This is a genomic window from Pedobacter terrae (assembly GCF_900100705.1).
Classification (GTDB): Bacteria; Bacteroidota; Bacteroidia; order Sphingobacteriales; family Sphingobacteriaceae; genus Pedobacter; species Pedobacter terrae.
In genome coordinates, this window is the sequence record NZ_FNCH01000011.1 from 75,378 (window position 1) to 92,789 (window position 17,412).

18 protein-coding genes are annotated in these 17,412 nt (G+C 38.7%); 6 read left to right on the forward strand and 12 right to left on the reverse strand.

From position 1 onward, the window contains the following. Positions 1-61: 61 nt before the first annotated feature. The 3 genes from BLR60_RS14735 to BLR60_RS14745 form a co-directional block, all read right to left on the reverse strand. Positions 62-361, reverse strand: a complete 300-nt coding sequence (locus BLR60_RS14735) for a chaperone modulator CbpM (protein ID WP_090501130.1) — start codon at positions 359-361, stop codon at positions 62-64. A 5-nt stretch (positions 362-366) separates the two neighbouring features. Then, positions 367-1,263 carry a DnaJ C-terminal domain-containing protein gene (locus BLR60_RS14740; RefSeq protein WP_090501132.1) on the reverse strand — a complete coding sequence of 299 codons (897 nt, stop codon included), beginning with the start codon at positions 1,261-1,263 and terminating at the stop codon, positions 367-369. Positions 1,264-1,562: 299 nt separating this feature from the next. Continuing rightward, positions 1,563-3,980 (reverse strand): alpha/beta hydrolase family protein, encoded by a 2,418-nt coding sequence (locus BLR60_RS14745; RefSeq protein ID WP_090501134.1) that lies wholly within the window; start codon positions 3,978-3,980, stop codon positions 1,563-1,565. 387 nt (positions 3,981-4,367) lie between these two features. Here BLR60_RS14745 and BLR60_RS14750 point away from each other — a divergent pair, with 387 nt between their 5' ends. The 5 genes from BLR60_RS14750 to BLR60_RS14770 all read left to right on the forward strand — a co-directional run bounded on the left by BLR60_RS14750 (position 4,368) and on the right by BLR60_RS14770 (position 8,697). Continuing rightward, positions 4,368-5,507, forward strand: coding sequence for a Gfo/Idh/MocA family protein (locus BLR60_RS14750; protein WP_090501136.1), 1,140 nt, complete (start codon positions 4,368-4,370; stop codon positions 5,505-5,507). A gap of 332 nt (positions 5,508-5,839) precedes the next feature. Further along, on the forward strand, positions 5,840-6,916 hold the full coding sequence (locus BLR60_RS14755; RefSeq protein WP_090501137.1) for a PAS domain-containing sensor histidine kinase: 1,077 nt from the start codon (positions 5,840-5,842) through the stop codon (positions 6,914-6,916). 40 nt (positions 6,917-6,956) lie between these two features. After that, a complete protein-coding gene (locus BLR60_RS14760; protein ID WP_090501139.1) occupies positions 6,957-7,607 on the forward strand; it encodes a response regulator in 651 nt (216 codons plus the stop codon). Between the two features lie 124 nt (positions 7,608-7,731). After that, positions 7,732-8,250 (forward strand): RNA polymerase sigma factor, encoded by a 519-nt coding sequence (locus tag BLR60_RS14765; protein WP_090501141.1) that lies wholly within the window; start codon positions 7,732-7,734, stop codon positions 8,248-8,250. Between the two features lie 75 nt (positions 8,251-8,325). Continuing rightward, entirely contained in the window at positions 8,326-8,697 is a 372-nt protein-coding gene (locus tag BLR60_RS14770; RefSeq protein ID WP_090501144.1) for a response regulator, read from the forward strand. 151 nt (positions 8,698-8,848) lie between these two features. Here the strand turns inward: BLR60_RS14770 and BLR60_RS14775 are convergent, their stop codons facing one another. Together BLR60_RS14775 and BLR60_RS14780 are read right to left on the reverse strand one after the other, a co-directional pair. Continuing rightward, entirely contained in the window at positions 8,849-9,343 is a 495-nt protein-coding gene (locus BLR60_RS14775) for a hypothetical protein (RefSeq protein ID WP_090501146.1), read from the reverse strand. After that, on the reverse strand, positions 9,333-9,791 hold the full coding sequence (locus BLR60_RS14780; RefSeq protein WP_090501148.1) for a sigma-70 RNA polymerase sigma factor region 4 domain-containing protein: 459 nt from the start codon (positions 9,789-9,791) through the stop codon (positions 9,333-9,335). The genes BLR60_RS14775 and BLR60_RS14780 overlap by 11 nt, the downstream gene beginning before the upstream one ends. Before the next feature lie 146 nt (positions 9,792-9,937). Here BLR60_RS14780 and xth point away from each other — a divergent pair, with 146 nt between their 5' ends. Further along, positions 9,938-10,714 (forward strand): exodeoxyribonuclease III, encoded by a 777-nt coding sequence (xth, locus tag BLR60_RS14785; RefSeq protein ID WP_090501344.1) that lies wholly within the window; start codon positions 9,938-9,940, stop codon positions 10,712-10,714. On the opposite strand, the gene BLR60_RS14790 is transcribed toward xth, so the two are convergent. From BLR60_RS14790 to BLR60_RS14820, 7 genes are all read right to left on the reverse strand, one after another. After that, positions 10,715-11,125 carry a PAS domain-containing protein gene (locus BLR60_RS14790; RefSeq protein WP_090501150.1) on the reverse strand — a complete coding sequence of 137 codons (411 nt, stop codon included), beginning with the start codon at positions 11,123-11,125 and terminating at the stop codon, positions 10,715-10,717. Between the two features lie 404 nt (positions 11,126-11,529). Further along, on the reverse strand, positions 11,530-11,790 hold the full coding sequence (locus BLR60_RS14795; RefSeq protein ID WP_090501152.1) for a hypothetical protein: 261 nt from the start codon (positions 11,788-11,790) through the stop codon (positions 11,530-11,532). After that, positions 11,790-12,905, reverse strand: coding sequence for a M42 family metallopeptidase (locus BLR60_RS14800; protein WP_090501154.1), 1,116 nt, complete (start codon positions 12,903-12,905; stop codon positions 11,790-11,792). Before BLR60_RS14800 ends, BLR60_RS14795 begins: the two co-directional genes overlap by 1 nt. A 91-nt stretch (positions 12,906-12,996) precedes the next feature. Beyond that, positions 12,997-13,404, reverse strand: a complete 408-nt coding sequence (locus BLR60_RS14805; RefSeq protein ID WP_090501156.1) for a GNAT family N-acetyltransferase — start codon at positions 13,402-13,404, stop codon at positions 12,997-12,999. A 3-nt stretch (positions 13,405-13,407) separates the two neighbouring features. Then, positions 13,408-14,010 (reverse strand): hypothetical protein, encoded by a 603-nt coding sequence (locus BLR60_RS14810; RefSeq protein WP_090501158.1) that lies wholly within the window; start codon positions 14,008-14,010, stop codon positions 13,408-13,410. A gap of 14 nt (positions 14,011-14,024) precedes the next feature. Beyond that, on the reverse strand, positions 14,025-15,191 hold the full coding sequence (locus BLR60_RS14815; protein ID WP_244155669.1) for an MFS transporter: 1,167 nt from the start codon (positions 15,189-15,191) through the stop codon (positions 14,025-14,027). A 126-nt stretch (positions 15,192-15,317) separates the two neighbouring features. After that, positions 15,318-16,859, reverse strand: coding sequence for an acyl-CoA carboxylase subunit beta (locus tag BLR60_RS14820; RefSeq protein WP_208600646.1), 1,542 nt, complete (start codon positions 16,857-16,859; stop codon positions 15,318-15,320). Positions 16,860-17,412 lie beyond the last annotated feature (553 nt).

Sequence of the window (17,412 nt, forward strand, 5' to 3'; positions counted from 1 at the left end):
TAATGGTTATGTTTTTTTATTAGCATTTAATCCAAAATACCTGGCAAAGGGATGTTTAGTGTTACTGGTTAAGTTGCTTATAATAATTTAGCTCGTTCTGCAATAATGTTATTTCCTGTTGCATGTTTTGCAATTGATTAAGCAAATGTGAAACAGCATGAATGCCTTCTAAATTGATCTGCAGGTCGTTTGCTAAACGCAGATACTGTTCTAATTTAGATAATTCATCAATAGGCAAAAAGACAGATTGCTTTTTTACAGTCGTCTGGATCAGCCCAAAATCTTCGAGAGAGTGGATAAAGTTAATCTCTACATGATGATAAGCACAGATATCTTCTACCGGTATTAGATAAGTTTCCATAATGGTTAGAATTTGGAAAGTTTTTCGAATAGTTCTTTTTGTTCGGCATTTAAATGGGTAGGTATTTTAACCTGCCATTTAATATACAGATCGCCAAACTGGTTATCTTTTTTGTAAACAGGAAATCCTTTGCCTTTCAATCTTAAAGTGGTATCAGGCTGTGTGCCTGCTGGTACTTTAAGCTTGACTTTTCCATTTAAGGTTTCAACAATTTTTTCGCCACCTAAAATGGCGGTATACAGGTCTACTTCCTCCTGAATGTAAATATCGTTCCCTTTCCGTTTGAATTTGGGATCATCGCTAATATTAAATTTGATGTACAGATCGCCTGGCGGACCATTATTAACACCTGGTGCACCATAACCCGGAAGTTTGATCTTCTGTCCGTTTTCCACGCCTGCGGGAATGGTAATGCGTACTTGTTTGCCGTTAACGGTTAAGGTTTGTTTGTGCGTAGTGTAAGCATCAAGCAGGTTCAATTGTAAATCGGCACTGTAATCCTGGCCTTTAAATGGCGAATTTCTACTGCTTCTGCCGCCGCCCCCGCCAAACATAGAAGAAAAGAAATCAGAAAAGTCTTCGCCGCCAAAACCGCCTGAGTAGCTATTGCCGCCATAACCCTGGCCTTGCGATTGGTACTGCCTTTGTTGCTGTTGTTGGGCGTCTAGCTGATCGGCATGCTGCCAATCTTTGCCATATTTATCGTATTTTTTTCTTTTTTCGGGATCACTTAAAACTTCGTTAGCCTCGTTAATTTGCTGAAATTTTTTGTTGGCCTCTTCATTATTTGGATTGAGATCCGGATGGTGTTTTCGGGCTAATTTTCTATAAGCTTTTTTAATATCCTCTGTTGTTGCATCTTTTTTTAAATCGAGGATTTTATAATAGTCTATGTAGTCCATAATGGCTTAACAAATTAATAAAAGGAATGTTCAATTTTATTGTATAAATGTAAGGTTTAGTATGAAAATGTGCAAAAGCAAGCAGAAAAGCCATGGTGCGTAGCGTAAGGAAATTAGCGTTAAATCATGTAATGTGCCGTCAGCTGTTACCAGCTGACAGATGGGCACTGAAATATTGGATTTCAGAATGTGATCAGTGTCAGATGGAAATATCTGACACCACAGTAAACAAGTTAGAAGCACGATAAACAAAAATGCCCCATATCGGGGCATTTTGATTGATATAGGTAGAGAGATAATTATTTTTTGTTTTTGACATATTTTTCTAACCACTGGTCTTGCTCCCAAAGCATGTGCAGTAAGTTTTCTTTACCACGGTAACTATGGGCTTCGTAGGGTAAAAATACAAAACGGGTTGTGCCTCCCGCACCTTTAATGGCATTGAACAAACGTTCACTGTTAATGGGGAAAGTACCTGGATTATCGTCAGAATCGCCATGGATTAATAACAATGGTGTTTTAATTTTATCAGCATAGCTAAATGGGCTCATTTCGTAATATAACTGAGGGGCCTGCCAATAGGTACGTTCTTCATTCTGGAAACCAAAGGGCGTAAGCGTACGGTTGTATGCTCCGCTTCGGGCAATACCGGCGGCAAAAAGATTGGTATGTGCCAATAAGTTTGCAGTCATAAATGCACCATAACTGTGGCCGCCAACAGCCATACGTTTTTTGTCACCAACGCCCAAATCAGCAAGCTTATTAATAGCTGCTTCTGCATTTAACTGTAATTGATCTACAAAGGTATCGTTAGGCTTTTTACCATCTTTGGCCACAATTGGCATTTCTGCATTATCCAAAACTGCATATCCACGGGTTACCCAAAAAATAGGAGAGGCCCAGCTAATGGTTGTGAATTTATCTTTAGATCCACGGATCTGTGCGGCATCTGCTGCCGAATTAAATTCGCGTGGATAAGCCCAGATTAAAGCTGGTAGCGAACCGTCTTTATCTTTGTCATATCCTTTTGGTAAATACAGATCACCGGTTAAATCAACACCATCAGCACGTTTATAAGAAATTTTTTGTTTGGTAATGCCTTCTAAAGAGGGGTATGGGTTAGTGAAATTAGTAACTGGCTGGTCGGCAATCCGAAGCACCAGATTTTTAATAAAATAATTAGGTACTAATTTTTGACTTTCTTTACGGGTAAGTAAAATCAGTTTATCAGGATTAATTACATCACTTACATATTCGAATGTTCCTTCTGCGCTGCGCCAGATAATCTCATTCTTTTTAGTACTTAAATCAAATTTAGCCAGGAAGGGCAAATCTCCTTTTTCTGATGAACCCACCATATTGTTCATTAACAGTTTAGTGCCATTATCAACTGTTTTAATTACCTGTCTGCCATATTTATTTTTGGTTGTAACAGGAGTACCCGGATTGCCATATGCATCGGTTTGGTTTCGGCTGTAGAGTTCTTCTACTGCGCCTGTTGTAGGGTTATAACGGCTTACTTTACTGGTCTGCTTGCTGCGTAGGCCTTCCATAATAAGTGCAAGGTTGGCATCGCCCCATTGTACACTACGGTAACGGGTCTGTGTTTTAAATAATTCTTTCTCTGTACCGGTAAAAGGTGCACTTAACGCATAAACGGCATCGTGATAGGGAACGTTTTTTTTAATTAAACCACTATCCAAAGGCTTACTCCAAACCAGTGAAGCCGGTTCATCATCCCTCCAGTCGAAACCACGCGGTACATCCTGTACATTATCATAACCAGATGGTGTGCCTTCTGATGATGGTAGCTCGGCGATAACTTTGATCGTTTTACCCGACAAGTCGTTAATGCTTACTGTGGACGGAAAGCCATAAGCCGAAACGAGGTATGAAAAAGGTTTATGGATAGTTTCAACCATCATATAATTTTTATCGGGTGATAAACTGGTTAAGCCATAAATGGCCGGTTTACCAATTGGGGTTTCTACTCCATCCGTGTTTTTAACCAATTGCGAAGTAGCAAAAAAATCGAATAACTGCTCGTCAAACGGTGATTTAATCAGATCCTGAAAAGTGGCGCTAGGTGCAGCTTTTCCTAAATTCTGTTGGATGGTTGGCCCTTTAGGCATTAACGGTTTTTTTGGGGCAGCATTGGCAGGTCTGGTTACTGTACGGTAGATAATGGTATGATCGTTTAACCAGGTAAGACCACCACCTAAAACCACGTTTAAAAAAGCCTTATTGGTTTTAATGGCTTTTTTGGTAGCCAGATCAATGATGTAGAGATCTACTCCTTTTGGAGTGGTATTCGTAAAGGCAATCTTGTTTTCTGATGGATTCCAGCTAATGTTGCCAGCATATAATGGACTTGGCAAGCCAGTTATCTGAAAATTTTGGTTAGACTTAATGTTTTTTAAACTGAAATTGTTTATATAGGTTTGTCTGCTTGGCGAATAATTATTAGGGTTTAATCTTAAACCCGCAATTCTGTACTCGGGCATAGCCAGTTCTTCTACCGACGGGTACGAATTACGTTCGCTAAATAAGATCCATTCAGCTTTGCCATCTATGCTTACACCAGGAGTTGGTTTGGCCAGTAATAAATCGGCGATTTCTTTTGGGGGAGTTTGGTAGCCTACTGCATCTTGAGCGGCCGAATGAAACGACACGCAAGAGCTTGCTATCCATAAATAAAAGCTTAGTTTTTTAATCATTTCCGGTTTTTTGTTCGAAATAAGGAATGATCAAATATTGTAAAATTTAGCTTATTACTGCGTAACTTCTTAGTGAGGCATTTTGCCATAATCTGAATGCGATAGAGAATTTTATCGATGTAATTAGTTGGTCTTCGACTCCGCTCAGACTGAGAAACCGCTCGCAGTGATGTAACCGCAATGGCCGCAAAGATGACGTTTCGTCTGTTACTGTATTCAGAAAATCGATAACATTTAAATTGTTTTCTGTGCCATATTTTTTGATGATGAGTATAAAGTTTAAAGCAGCAATGGTTAACAACTTCCAATTTACTTTGTAATATTTTTAAGTGTTAGCCGTAAGCCTTTTATAAATTTATAATTTGTAAACAATAATTAGAAAACAGCATGAAAACAGTTAACCATAAAATTAAATATTTTTGTCGGTTCAATACTTTGATCGTTAGCTTTTTACTCATGTTTGTGAGTAGCAAGGCACAGCAAAAATTAAATGTGGCTATAGCAGGCCTAAACCATGATCATGTTTATCTGATTATGAACAGCTACCAAAAGGCTGAAGTTAACATCATTGGTATTGCAGAAAGTAACCCTGAGCTGGTTAACCGGTTTAAAGCCCGCTATAAAATACCTGATAGTATATTTTATAATAACCTTCCCGATCTATTAAAAAAAAAGAAACCCGAGGTGGTGCTGGCCTATAACGCCATCAGCGATCATTTAGCCGTTGTAGAAGCTGCTGCCCCGCTTGGCATATCGGTAATGGTAGAAAAACCTTTGGCGATATCGGTTAAGCAGGCAGCACGGATGGCAGAACTGGCTAAACAGTATAAAGTACATATACTAACCAATTACGAAACCACCTGGTATCCGAGCAATCAAGAGGTTTACAAAAATGTAAAAGAAAACAATACTATAGGCGCGATCAGAAAAATGATTGTGCATGATGGGCACCAGGGACCAAAAGAAATCGGCGTAAGCAAAGAATTTTTGAGCTGGTTAACCGACCCTGATAAAAATGGAGCAGGAGCACTGGTCGATTTTGGCTGTTATGGGGCTAATTTAATGACCTGGTTAATGGATGGCAAAGCTCCGGTTTCAGTTACAGCCATCACCCATCAAGTTAAAAAAGAGGTATATCCTAAAGTCGATGATGATGCAACCATTTTATTGGAGTACCCAAATGCTACAGGAATTATTGAAGCCTCATGGAACTGGCCCTTTAGTATAAAAGACATGGAAGTATTTGGCGAAACGGGATATATCCAGGCCATTAACGAAAAAAACATTAGGGCAAGGCAAAATACTAAAGACAATTATGAAATCTATCAGTCCAAAACTTTAGCATCTACTTATGCCAACCACTTGAGCTATCTGTCGGCTATTTTGAAAGGAGAAATCAAGCCTAAAAATGATCTTTCGTCATTGGAGAATAATTTAATTGTAGTAAGTATTTTAGAGGCCGCAAAAATTTCGGCTAAAACAGGTAAAAAAGTGATGTTAAATGGGCAGGCCCCAAAAACAAAATAGCCACCCTTTACGATGGCTATCGGTACGAAGAATGGTATATTCTTTATGGTGTGCCTGCCCTCCGCGGATCTCCCGCTCACAGGACTTTTTTATCTTTCTTTTATGCTTAACAATTTACGCAATAGTTGGTTTTATTTCGGTAAATAATTTTACACAATTTGTGGAGAATGTTAATATCTTTAAATATCATCAATCGTTGTCTATTATGTTTATGTGTTAAAAATAGTCAGAGGTCATATTTTGTACAAAACATTTTTACTCCGTCACTGTTTGAGATGTGACTGCTGATTAATTATTATATCGTTTAGTAGCAAATTATCAAACATTAAATCATGGTCGATTTGAATAAAGAGCTTTTTTGCAATATAGGCGACTGTTCAGTTGATGGATATTTTATTTTCAACTGTACAACGCAAAAATTTTCATATCTAAATAAATCGTTAAGTAACATCTGGGAGCTAGACGCTGATGAAGTTTTGGATCATCCAAAGTTACTTTTAAAACGGGTGCATCCCGAAGATTTGACGCATGTGAAATCTTGTTATAAAGAATGCCTGAAAGGAAATACGGAAAACAAATATGAATTCCGTTTACTGTTTCCAGGTAGAGAGAAGTATGTTCGGGCAATTATATTCTCTGTTACTGATGGGGCGGTTAAGTATTTGGTAGGTACCTTAGAAGATACTACAATAATGCGCCATAATAAAATTCACATCGAACAGATAAATGCCAGAAAAAATATAACCTTAGAAGTATTGGCGCACGATTTAAAAGAACCGCTGGGCATGATGAAACTAATTGCTTCATCTATGAAAGAGGGCATTGCGCAAACTGGCGACGAGCGGATGATCAATTCATTGGCTTTTATTCAGGACATGTGTGAACGTAACCTGCTTTTGGTACGTAGCATGGTTAATAAGGAATTTTTAAAATCATCGGTAGTAGAAATCCGCAAGGAGCGGGCAGATCTGGTTTGGGAACTTAGGGATGTAGTTCGTTTTTATAAGCGTTCCAAGCTGGGCAAAATAAAGCACATTAAATTTACAAGCTCCGCCGAACAGATTTATCTGCGCCTTGATAGCATGAAGTTTCTGCAAGTAATCAATAATCTAATCTCCAATTCCATAAAATTTACTGCCGATTATGGCCATATTACTTTGCATGCTGAAGAACATGAAGACACCGTTTTAATTACCGTAGCCGATGATGGAATTGGAATTCCGGAAGAATTGCAGGCAGGGCTTTTTAGCCATTTGCCCGAAACTTTAAGGCCGGGTCTTAAGGGCGAAGAATCGGGCGGGTTTGGTATGGGCATTATCAAAGCTATTGTTGATTTACATCAGGGCAAAATATGGTTCAAGAGTAAAATTGGTGTTGGAACCACCTTCTATATTGAGTTGCCTAAGTAGCCGTTTTTAATTTTAAAACGGCTTAAGTTATATTTGAATTATGATTAACATTATTCTTGCGGATGATCATCATATCATCCGGACCTCACTTAAAGCACTTATAGAAAAACACGAAGGCATCAATGTTGTTGCGGAAGTACCAGACGGTTTGGCGGTTTTGGAGCTTCTTGAAAAAGGAATAAAAGCTGATATTGTTTTATCAGATCTTGTAATGCCGAGGCTTGATGGAATAGCTTTAGCCAATACAATTAGAGAACGCGGATACGACTCAAAGGTGGTTGTTTTGTCTATTTTAGAAGATGAAAAGTATGCGTCAAATGCTTTTATATCAGGAGCTTTTGCTTACCTGTCAAAAGATATTGAAGAAGATGAACTGCTGTTTTGCATCAAGCATGTAATGAAGGGAAAACGGTATCTTTCTTCTAATTTATGCATCGCTATTTTGGAGCGTTTTAATACGCAGCTGAATATACTTTCGCGAAAAATGAATACCGAAATCAACTTTACAGAGCGCGAAATTAATGTTTTAAAACTCATTGCAGATGGGTTAACGAACCAGGAAATAGCTGATAAATTGTACTTAAGCAGGCGGACGGTGGAGAGCCAAAGAGAGGCTTTGATCAGTAAAACCGGCACAAAAAACTCCGCATCTTTAGTTCGTTTTGCCATGCGAAATGGTTATGTAGACTAGTGTTTTTGATCGTTTTGAGGTCCTTATTTAAGCGTTTTGAATAAACCGTAAAAAATCGGGTATTTCTACAAATAACATAAGGAGTTGCTGTTTGTTGAATATTTACATCAGCCTTAAACGAATTATGGAAACATTAAATTTTAATTGCGACATCTACCAATACAGACAACCGCTTTTCGACCGGGCATTAGCGTACACACGTGATGAAGACGATGCTGCTGATTTAGTTCAGGACACCTTTATGAAAGCTTTTAGGTTTTCGGGCAAATTTGAAATGGGCAGCAACGTGCGCGCATGGCTTTTCACCATTCTGAAAAACACCTTTCTTAATCATTATTATAAGGTAAAACGTAAAAACGAGGTGATCCAGCAGGAAGAAGATTTAACCTCTGTTCAGCTGGTTCCTAGCGCATCTTTAAATGGTGGTGCAACCAAGTTTATAATGGAGGATATACAGAAATCGCTGAATGCCTTACCGGAGGATTGTAGGTTCTGTTTTTGCCGTTACTTTGAAGGTTACAAATATCACGAAATTGCTGCAGAGCTTGATATTCCACTGGGTACAGTAAAAACCAAAATACATGTGGCCAGAGGCCTGCTAAAAAAGATGCTTAAAAATTATAAAGCAGGTTTAGCTGCCTAGTCATATCATTTATTCGGTAAATTCAGGTATAAATACGTTATATCAAATACTTCACTTCAACTAGATTTGTTGCAAATGAGCAACGCGCTAGTTAAGAAAATTCTTTTAGTTGATGATGATGAAAATATTCATGACATTATAAGGTTAATTTTTGAGGAAGAACATTATCATATAAAAGGTGTTTTAGATGGGGACGATTTGAGATTAGCGGAGATCATCGCTGATTTTCAACCAGATCTCATTTTATTGGATATATTTATTGGTAAACACGATGGCCGGGATATTTGCAATAGATTAAAGTATAATCCTGAAACATCATCTCTCCCTGTAATATTGCTTTCAGCCGTGAATATGGATAATCTGAACTGTTCGCCTGCTGATACCATTGAAAAGCCTTTTGATATCAAGGACCTCCAACTTAAAGTTAGGGCATTGTTGGATAAATAAAAATTTGAATCTAAAAAAGGGGATAGACTTACAGCCTATCCCCATATCTAAACTCAAACATGCGCTCAAACATGAATGAATCTTAACAACTAAACATTTCAGCTTAGTGTTGGTTTTAAAAAGACAGATTTATCTTTCATATTCAGCATATTTACCTGATCTTTTGTTTTAATTCTATTTTCAATTCTTGAATTTGTTCTTTCACCTGTCTGTTCTCCAGGTAAAAATAAATGGCAAAGGCTAAAAATATCTTGCCTAACACAAAAACAGCAATAAATACCCATTTCCAGGCTTTATTCACACGCATTTGATTAGATTCTGATTCTACTTCAATATATTTTCCACGTTTGTTTTCCTGGTGGGTTTTGTTATAACTGTATTCGGCTTCAACAGTAGTTTGGATGGTTTGGTTCTGGCGTTGTATTTCATTAATCTCATGCTCAATTTTGGTCAAAGTACCAGCAGGTGGCTCAATACCCATGCTTTGGGCCAGTAACTCCATATCATATTCGAGCTGTTCCAAAGCATCTTTAAATGCCGGATATTCTTTTTTTAGCGATAGGACCTTCTCTACCTCCTCTTCAGTGGCAATCCCCATTACATAGGTTTCCATTAAACCGCTCTCCATAATTTTATTAATTTCCACTTGCCCTCCTCATTTTATCAATTGATAATTTTAACTGATTGCGGATTTCGCTTTCATCACATCCAATGGTTGCCGCCAGGTACTGAATAGATTTTCCATGATAATATACTGCACAGAATATTCTCTTCTGCAGATCATCTAACAAATCCAGCCTACCTTTATTTACTGATTGATTAAGATTTAACTGATGATCTTTTGCTGTATACAAAGTTAATTTACTTTGTGCATATTGGCGTAATTCGAGCCAGGTATTTAACCTGCTTTTTTCTGGCAAAATAACTACATCCTTAACAAAGGAAGTAATAATAGCAACCAGGTGGTCTTCTGATTTTTGAGGATCTTGCACAATACCATTAATATAGCCCAGCAGCATGGGCGCATAATGGTCATAGAACCAACGGATATCTTTCGGTTCGGCAGAAAGATGGTTTGAGACTGCTTTGAACATGGTTATTTGAAACGGTTACGCTAAATGGCATGCAAGATAATGCCAAATTTTCAAATATCTTTAAATGTTGCATAAATGTTGCCATGGCTTTAAACCAAATCTATAATAAGCTTCTGTTTTTGGGTTTTAATGCTGAAATTTATAGGATGAAAATAGCTACTTATAATGTAAACGGTATAAATGGGCGCTTGCCTGTGCTCTTGCGTTGGCTGGAAGAAACCCAGCCAGATGTGGTGTGCCTGCAGGAACTAAAGGCCCCTCAGGAAAAATTTCCAGAACAGGCGATTAAAGATGCGGGTTATAATGCCATCTGGCACGGACAGAAAAGCTGGAACGGAGTGGCCATACTTGCCAGAAATTTAGAGATAACAGAATTGAAGCGTGGTTTAGATGGAGATCATGAAGATTTGCAAAGCAGGTACATAGAAGCCATTGTAAATGGTGTAGTTATTGGATGTTTATACCTGCCAAATGGTAATCCGGCACCTGGCCCCAAGTTTGATTATAAATTGAAATGGTTTGAGCGTTTTGCTAAACATACAGCAACTTTGTTGGCGAGGAATATACCTGTAGTTTTAGCAGGCGATTATAATGTAATTCCTACAGAAATAGATGCTTATAAACCTGAAAGATGGGTTGAAGATGCGTTATTCCGTCCTGAAACCCGATTGGCGTTTCAAAACTTAATGGCACAGGGCTGGACAGATGCGATCAGGAAATTATATCCAACAGAAACAATTTATACCTTTTGGGATTACTTTCGTAATGCTTATGGCAGAAATGCCGGATTAAGAATTGATCATTTTTTATTGAGTCCGCAGGTGAGCGATCGCTTAAAATCAGCAGGAGTAGACAGTAATGTTAGGGGATGGGAAAAAACAAGCGATCACGGACCCGTTTGGATTGAACTGAATGATCTGTAATCAAGATGAAGATTGTTTGAAATCGGTAACATCTAACGTTGTTCCGATCAATTTTAACGATTCGCCTTCTTTTTGGGACAGTATTCCATCGGCTTTGATCCATCTGATTTTCCCATCCGGACGGCGGATCCGGTACAATACATCATAACTTTTTTTTTCTTTGGTTACGGTAAGCTCTATTTCATCCTGAACATGATCGAGGTCTTCGGGCAGAATTAAGCCTAAAACCGTTTCATAACTTAAAACGCCATCTGGAGGATAACCAAAATTCTCTTTAAACGATCGGGTTGAACGAAGGATGCCTGTTGCTATACTCAACTCCCAAAAACCCAGGCCAAGGTGGTCGAATACTACATCCCAGTGATCATCGCAAATAACGGATAGATCAACATTTTTTTTGTTTGTGTTCATGAATATAAGGATAACTATGTAGGTAAATTACATAAACAATGTGAAGATATGCTAAGTATTAAAAAAATTAATCTACAGATTAGGAAGTTGATCAAAGATTATAACTACCACGAAGCTACAAACCATTAAAAACATGATAACGGTAAAGTAAATTCGAAGGCTATCATATGAGTATAATGATCGCATTATAAGTAGAAAGGGTAATTGGCGACTAGATGGGTGCTATAAATAGGTAAGGGGGAATAATGACTGTACTAACAGGTATTGCCTAAAGTAGCCTGCCAGCTGACTGCAATAACAATGGCAATTCATCTGGCAGGCTGAGTAAACGTTAGGCTTAAAATTGATAACCTCAGCGATTTTTTATAATAAAATCACTGAGGTGTTATTTGCAAAGCGTCACGCTAATTAGTGTTTTTTGACCTTTCGATCTGTTCTTTTTGATTGGTTAAATCTTTATAATAAAAGTAACCACCAAATCCTAAAATGAGGATGATGTTGCTTACTTTAAAACTATGATTTAGCCAATAATCCAAAGGCGGCACGTTACCGCTAAAACTTTGTTTGATGCTTGGCCAGGCGTTAATAATAAAGATAACAACAACCATGAGCAAAACTTTTAATAAGGTGCTGATGATGATTTTTTGGTGATTAACCTTTTTCATTATTTAAACGTCCTAAAATCCTGGCCGTTGCTAATGTTCAATAAACTTTCGTAAATCAGGCTGATTACATTGTCAACATCCTCTTTGTGCACCATTTCTACCGTAGTATGCATATAACGTAGCGGTAACGAGATTAAAGCTGATGGTACGCCACCGTTAGAATAGGCAAAAGCATCCGTATCGGTTCCGGTAGAACGTGAGGATGCCTGACGTTGGAATGGAATCTGGTTTTTCTCAGCCGTTTGAATTAATAGTTTATTTAAATTGGTTTGTACAGCCGGAGCATATGAAACAACCGGGCCTTTACCTGCCGATAAATCGCCTTGGATGTTTTTATTGATCATTGGCGTAGTGGTATCGTGTGTTACATCTGTAATAATGGCCACATTTGGTTTAATGCGTTGGGCAATCATCTCAGCTCCTCGTAAACCGATTTCTTCCTGTACCGAGTTTACAATGTATAAACCGAATGGAAGTTTTTTCTTGTTTTCTTTTAATAAACGGGCTACTTCGGCAATCATAAAACCACCTACACGGTTATCTAAAGCACGCCCAACATAATAGCGGTCGTTTAAAACCATAAATTCATCTTCGTAGGTAATTACACAGCCTACATGGATGCCTAATTGTTCTACTTCTTCTTTTGAAGTGCAGCCACAATCTAAAAAGATGTTTTTTAATTCCGGAGCCTGCTCTTTCTCACCATGGCGGGTATGGATAGCCGGCCAGCCAAATACTGCTTTAACCAGACCTTTCTCGGTATGGATATTTACACGTTTAGAGGGTGCAATCTGGTGGTCAGAACCGCCATTTCGGATTACATAAATTAAACCATCATTGGTGATGTAGTTTACATACCATGAAATTTCATCCGCGTGGGCTTCTATAACTACTTTAAAATCAGCTTTAGGGTTAATCACACCTACAGCGGTACCGTAATTATCAATAAAATGTTCGTCGATATAAGGTTTTAAATAATTTAACCAAAGTTTTTGTCCTTCCCATTCATAGCCGGTAGGGGCAGGGTTATTGATGTATTCTTCCAGAAACTGCAGCGATTTTTTGGTAACCACGGCAACATGTTTTTTCTTTTCGTCGTCTTTTTTCTTAGCCATAATATTATTCTGTAATTATTGGTCATCCTGAACTTGATTCAGGATCTGATTAATGAGATGCTGAACTAAATTCAGCATGACGGTTGGTAATTTAAAGTTCTTTTTCCATTACCACAAAATCGTAACCATCTTTAAAAAAGGTTTTATCCGTTTCGTGGAAGCCAAATTTAAAATAAAATTCCTTAGCATTTATACGGGCATTGCACCATAGTTTTGTCGCTTTTTGAATGTTACAAAAATCGAGGATATAGGCCATTAATTGTAAACCCAAACCTGCTTTCTGAGCACTGGGTAGAATGGCCAGTTTACGGAACTGATAAACATCCCCATCATGAAATAGGGAAACTACTCCGGTTAACTTATGATCTAGGTATAATCCAAAATGGATGCCGTCAAAATCATCGGGAAGTTTAACCGAATCAAAAGGTAATTCCGGATACATCGTCTCATGCCTGATTCGCCAGGTTAGCGAGGGAAATATTTGCTCAATCTGAACCATTATTTATAATAAAAAACTGAAGCCTATCCTTCCATCCACGCCATAATAGGTTTGATATTTATTAATACGCATATTTGGGCCCAATGAAAGCTCAAAATTTGTTTTCTTGCCAATGCTGCGTTGAAAACCCCATTGCGGGGTAATTCCGATCTCCCAATTTGCCACATCGTATTGATTGAGATTGCCACCTTTAATTAAAGGAGAAAAATAACTGCTTACATCCAGCCCAAAATAATTAGAAGCATTGTTGATGGTTTTTTTTCCTTTTTTAATCCTGTTTTCAAAATGATAATATTTTCTGATTCCTGCGTAAAGGTTTGGTGTCAGATCAAAGTAGGTTTTGGTTTTACCTCCAGCCATGTAATTATAATTGTATTCTATTAGAAAAGTACCAGCGAGTCCTGCACCGCCATAAACTGTGGTGAGTTTTCCTATTTTTTGTTCCCGTTCATAATGTAGTGAGAGAAGACTCAATCTTAGTTTATTAAGTGACTTTACTTCTGTTGGCTGTTCTACTTTTGTACTGTCCTGGGCTTTTACTTTCCCAAAAATGGCGAGAAAGATTAATAATACTGAAAGTGTTTTGATTGCGTTTTTAGATTCCATGAAATTTATATTGGTTATTTAAATTGTGATTTTTTCTTTCCGTAAAACTGATAAATTAGAATATTAAGGAGAATTATTCCCGTCATTCCATAGCAGAATAAGTTCCATCCGCCCTGGTCCCAAAGCCACAAACCTAGTGCCGAGCCACAGCTGGCACCAATAAAACTTACCGACATAAAAATGGTGTTCAGTCGGTTTCTGGCTTCTGGTATTAAAGTGTAAATGCGGGTTTGGTTGGTCACATGTATAGCCTGCTGACCGATGTCAATCAGTACAATACCGATTACAAACAGATACAAATGGTTATTTGTGAAATAAAACAGAGCGATACTGATAAGTTGTAATATAAAACCGATCATTAAGTTTTTGCGCGGATTGTTGCCATCGCTTAATCTTCCAACCAGTGGCGCAGCTAATGCGCCCGCAGCTCCGGCAATTCCAAATAGTCCAATCTGCAAAGTTTGAAAATTAAAGGGCGGGTTAGCCAGGAATAACACCATGGTTGTCCAGAATGCACTGATAATGGCAAAAGCCAGGAAATTAATGATCGAAGTTTCCCTTAAGGCGGGTTGGGTTTTGATGTAACCGAACATGGAATGCATAAGTTCTTTGTACGAGCCTTTAAAGTTAGGGTAACTTTGTGGAAAGCGTTTGGCCATTAAAAAAATAAGCAAGCCACAAATTGCTGCTGCCATATAATATACCGCTCGCCAACCCAGCCAAAAGCCTATGCTGCCACTCACTGCACGTGAAGCTAAAATTCCAACCAGCAAACCGCTCATAATTATCCCAATGTTGGCACCACGATTCTCATCGTTACTTAAATTGGCTGCCATTGGCAATATTAACTGAGGTACAATAGAGCAGGCACCAATTAAGATGGAGGCCAGTTCCAGTATAAAAAAGCTTTGCGAAACCGCAGCAACCAGTAAGGCCAAAATGGCAAGGCCGGTAATAACGAGGATCTGTTTTTTGCGTTCAAACATATCGCCCAGCGGTACTAAGAGGAAAAGGCCTAAAGCGTATCCGATCTGCGTAAGGTAGGTAATCTTCCCCGCCACGGGTTCGGTAAGCTTAAAATCTTTTGCAATCAAAATGACCAAAGGCTGGCAGTAATAAATATTCGCAACAATTAAGCCTGTGCAAAAAGCCATGAGGAGGATATCTGCTCGTTTTAACATGTAAGGTTAGGTAAGATGTAATAATGTAAAATGGATGATGGAGTTAAATAGATAAGATGTGTGATGTAAAAATGGATGATGGTAGAGTTACTCCATTTACCATCTTAATTCATCTATCTTTCATCCCTACAACGGTATATTTCCATGTTTCTTTCTCGGGTTATTTACTACCTTGTTTTCCAACATTTTAAAAGCTTTGATCAACTTTATACGGGTTTGGGCCGGCTCAATTACTTCATCAACGAAGCCACGTTCAGCAGCGCGATAAGGGTTGGCAAAGATATCTGAATATAATTTTTCTTTCTCCAGCCATTTTTCTTCCGGGTTTTCTGCTGCGTTAATTTCCCGTTTAAAAATAATTTCTGCCGCACCTTTAGCGCCCATTACGGCAATTTCTGCACTTGGCCAGGCGTAGTTCATATCCGCACCAATATGTTTGCTGTTCATTACATCGTAAGCACCGCCATAAGCTTTTCTGGTAATTACGGTAATGCGTGGTACAGTGGCCTCACTAAAGGCGTATAATAATTTCGCACCATTGGTTATAATGCCATTCCACTCCTGGTCTGTACCTGGTAGAAAACCCGGAACATCTTCAAATACCAGCAGCGGAATATTAAAGCAATCGCAAAAGCGGACAAAGCGTGCGGCCTTAGCTGATGAATTGCTATCTAAAACACCTGCCAGGTAGGCGGGCTGATTGGCTACGATACCAATGCTTCTGCCTGCAAGACGGGAAAAACCCACCACAATGTTTTCTGCGTAAGCAGCATGTACTTCTAAAAAACTATCGGTATCGGTTACACTTGCAATCACTTCACGTATATCATAAGGTTGTGAAGCATTTTCTGGCATAAGCGTGTTAAGTTCTGGTCGGCTTTCATCAGCTGCTTCGTAAGGTAAATGATCGGCCATCTCCTCACAATTTTGTGGCATATAGCTCAACAGTTTTTTAACATGGCTAATGGCTTCAATCTCATTTGCACAGGCAAAATGTGTAACACCCGATTTTGTAGCATGTGTATTGGCACCACCCAATTCTTCAGAAGTTACTTCTTCATGTGTTACCGTTTTAACTACATTTGGACCAGTTACAAACATGTAGGATGTATTTTCTACCATCAAAATGAAATCGGTAATGGCCGGCGAATAAACGGCTCCACCTGCACATGGCCCCATGATGGCTGATAATTGCGGGATTACACCCGAAGCCTGTACATTTTTATAAAAGATATCGGCATAACCGCCCAAAGAAACAACACCTTCCTGGATACGTGCACCACCGCTATCGTTTAAGCCGATTAATGGAGCCCCGTTTTTCATGGCCATATCCATTAACTTGCAAATTTTTTCTGCATGGGTCTCAGATAGTGAGCCGCCGAACACGGTAAAATCCTGCGAGAATACATAGGTTAATCTGCCGTTAATGGTTCCATAACCTGTTACCACGCCATCACCCAGATATTTTTCGCGCTCCATGCCAAAGTCGGTGCTTCGGTGGGCTACCATCATACCAATTTCTTCAAAGCTGCCTTCATCCATTAAAAAATGAATCCGCTCCCGCGCGGTAAGTTTACCTTTTTTATGCTGACTGTCGATACGGGCCTGTCCGCCGCCAAGATTGGCCTGGTTGATCTTATCTTTGAGTAATGCTATTTTTTTTTCCATTGCCATGCGATGAGATTTTAAAATTAAAAATTACTAGTGGTAATGCAAGGTATTATTTTATAAAAGCACTCGATGGTGAGTAAAGCAAATGGCGGGCTAGTGTATCTTATATCTATGAAAATTTACTTTTCATTTCCAGATAGAATAGGTTTGTATGATTAGGAAATGGTTGGTTCTGATCTTTTGGCAATTTCAGTCCCGCTTTTGGTACGAGTTCCGATGAAGGATCGGAAGCTCTTCCCGACAATCGGGTTTATTTAACCCGGGTCGGTGCTTGGAAAACAAACCGCTGCTAACTAAACCTGACAGAAGCGGTATCCTTTTTGGTTTAGATTGATTTTGAATTTACCGCTAATTTGCCAAAAAGATTTAGCGCCCGCCTGCAGTATGGGCAGGGATGGCAGGGGCTGAACTGACCGATAATAACAGAACCACTGTTTTACAAAGCTTATAAAAACCCCGATTTCTACCAGAACAATACCTACTTTTACCTAAATTACATTTTTTTTACAGCCCGATGCATTGAAAAACCAATTATCCGTTTATTTTTGTA

What these genes read in the sequence shown, in the direction of transcription:
- BLR60_RS14795 (WP_090501152.1), bottom strand. Translation starts at nt 11,790, where the DNA reads ATGAAAAAGGTTAATCACCAAAAAATCATCATCAGCACCTTATTAAAA.
- BLR60_RS14770 (WP_090501144.1), top strand. Translation starts at nt 8,326, where the DNA reads ATGAGCAACGCGCTAGTTAAGAAAATTCTTTTAGTTGATGATGATGAA.
- xth (WP_090501344.1), top strand. Translation starts at nt 9,938, where the DNA reads ATGAAAATAGCTACTTATAATGTAAACGGTATAAATGGGCGCTTGCCT.
- BLR60_RS14780 (WP_090501148.1), bottom strand. Translation starts at nt 9,791, where the DNA reads ATGTTCAAAGCAGTCTCAAACCATCTTTCTGCCGAACCGAAAGATATC.
- BLR60_RS14735 (WP_090501130.1), bottom strand. Translation starts at nt 361, where the DNA reads ATGGAAACTTATCTAATACCGGTAGAAGATATCTGTGCTTATCATCAT.
- BLR60_RS14820 (WP_208600646.1), bottom strand. Translation starts at nt 16,859, where the DNA reads ATGGAAAAAAAAATAGCATTACTCAAAGATAAGATCAACCAGGCCAAT.
- BLR60_RS14760 (WP_090501139.1), top strand. Translation starts at nt 6,957, where the DNA reads ATGATTAACATTATTCTTGCGGATGATCATCATATCATCCGGACCTCA.
- BLR60_RS14765 (WP_090501141.1), top strand. Translation starts at nt 7,732, where the DNA reads ATGGAAACATTAAATTTTAATTGCGACATCTACCAATACAGACAACCG.
- BLR60_RS14755 (WP_090501137.1), top strand. Translation starts at nt 5,840, where the DNA reads ATGGTCGATTTGAATAAAGAGCTTTTTTGCAATATAGGCGACTGTTCA.
- BLR60_RS14800 (WP_090501154.1), bottom strand. Translation starts at nt 12,905, where the DNA reads ATGGCTAAGAAAAAAGACGACGAAAAGAAAAAACATGTTGCCGTGGTT.
- BLR60_RS14750 (WP_090501136.1), top strand. Translation starts at nt 4,368, where the DNA reads ATGAAAACAGTTAACCATAAAATTAAATATTTTTGTCGGTTCAATACT.
- BLR60_RS14815 (WP_244155669.1), bottom strand. Translation starts at nt 15,191, where the DNA reads ATGTTAAAACGAGCAGATATCCTCCTCATGGCTTTTTGCACAGGCTTA.
- BLR60_RS14740 (WP_090501132.1), bottom strand. Translation starts at nt 1,263, where the DNA reads ATGGACTACATAGACTATTATAAAATCCTCGATTTAAAAAAAGATGCA.
- BLR60_RS14810 (WP_090501158.1), bottom strand. Translation starts at nt 14,010, where the DNA reads ATGGAATCTAAAAACGCAATCAAAACACTTTCAGTATTATTAATCTTT.
- BLR60_RS14805 (WP_090501156.1), bottom strand. Translation starts at nt 13,404, where the DNA reads ATGGTTCAGATTGAGCAAATATTTCCCTCGCTAACCTGGCGAATCAGG.
- BLR60_RS14790 (WP_090501150.1), bottom strand. Translation starts at nt 11,125, where the DNA reads ATGAACACAAACAAAAAAAATGTTGATCTATCCGTTATTTGCGATGAT.
- BLR60_RS14745 (WP_090501134.1), bottom strand. Translation starts at nt 3,980, where the DNA reads ATGATTAAAAAACTAAGCTTTTATTTATGGATAGCAAGCTCTTGCGTG.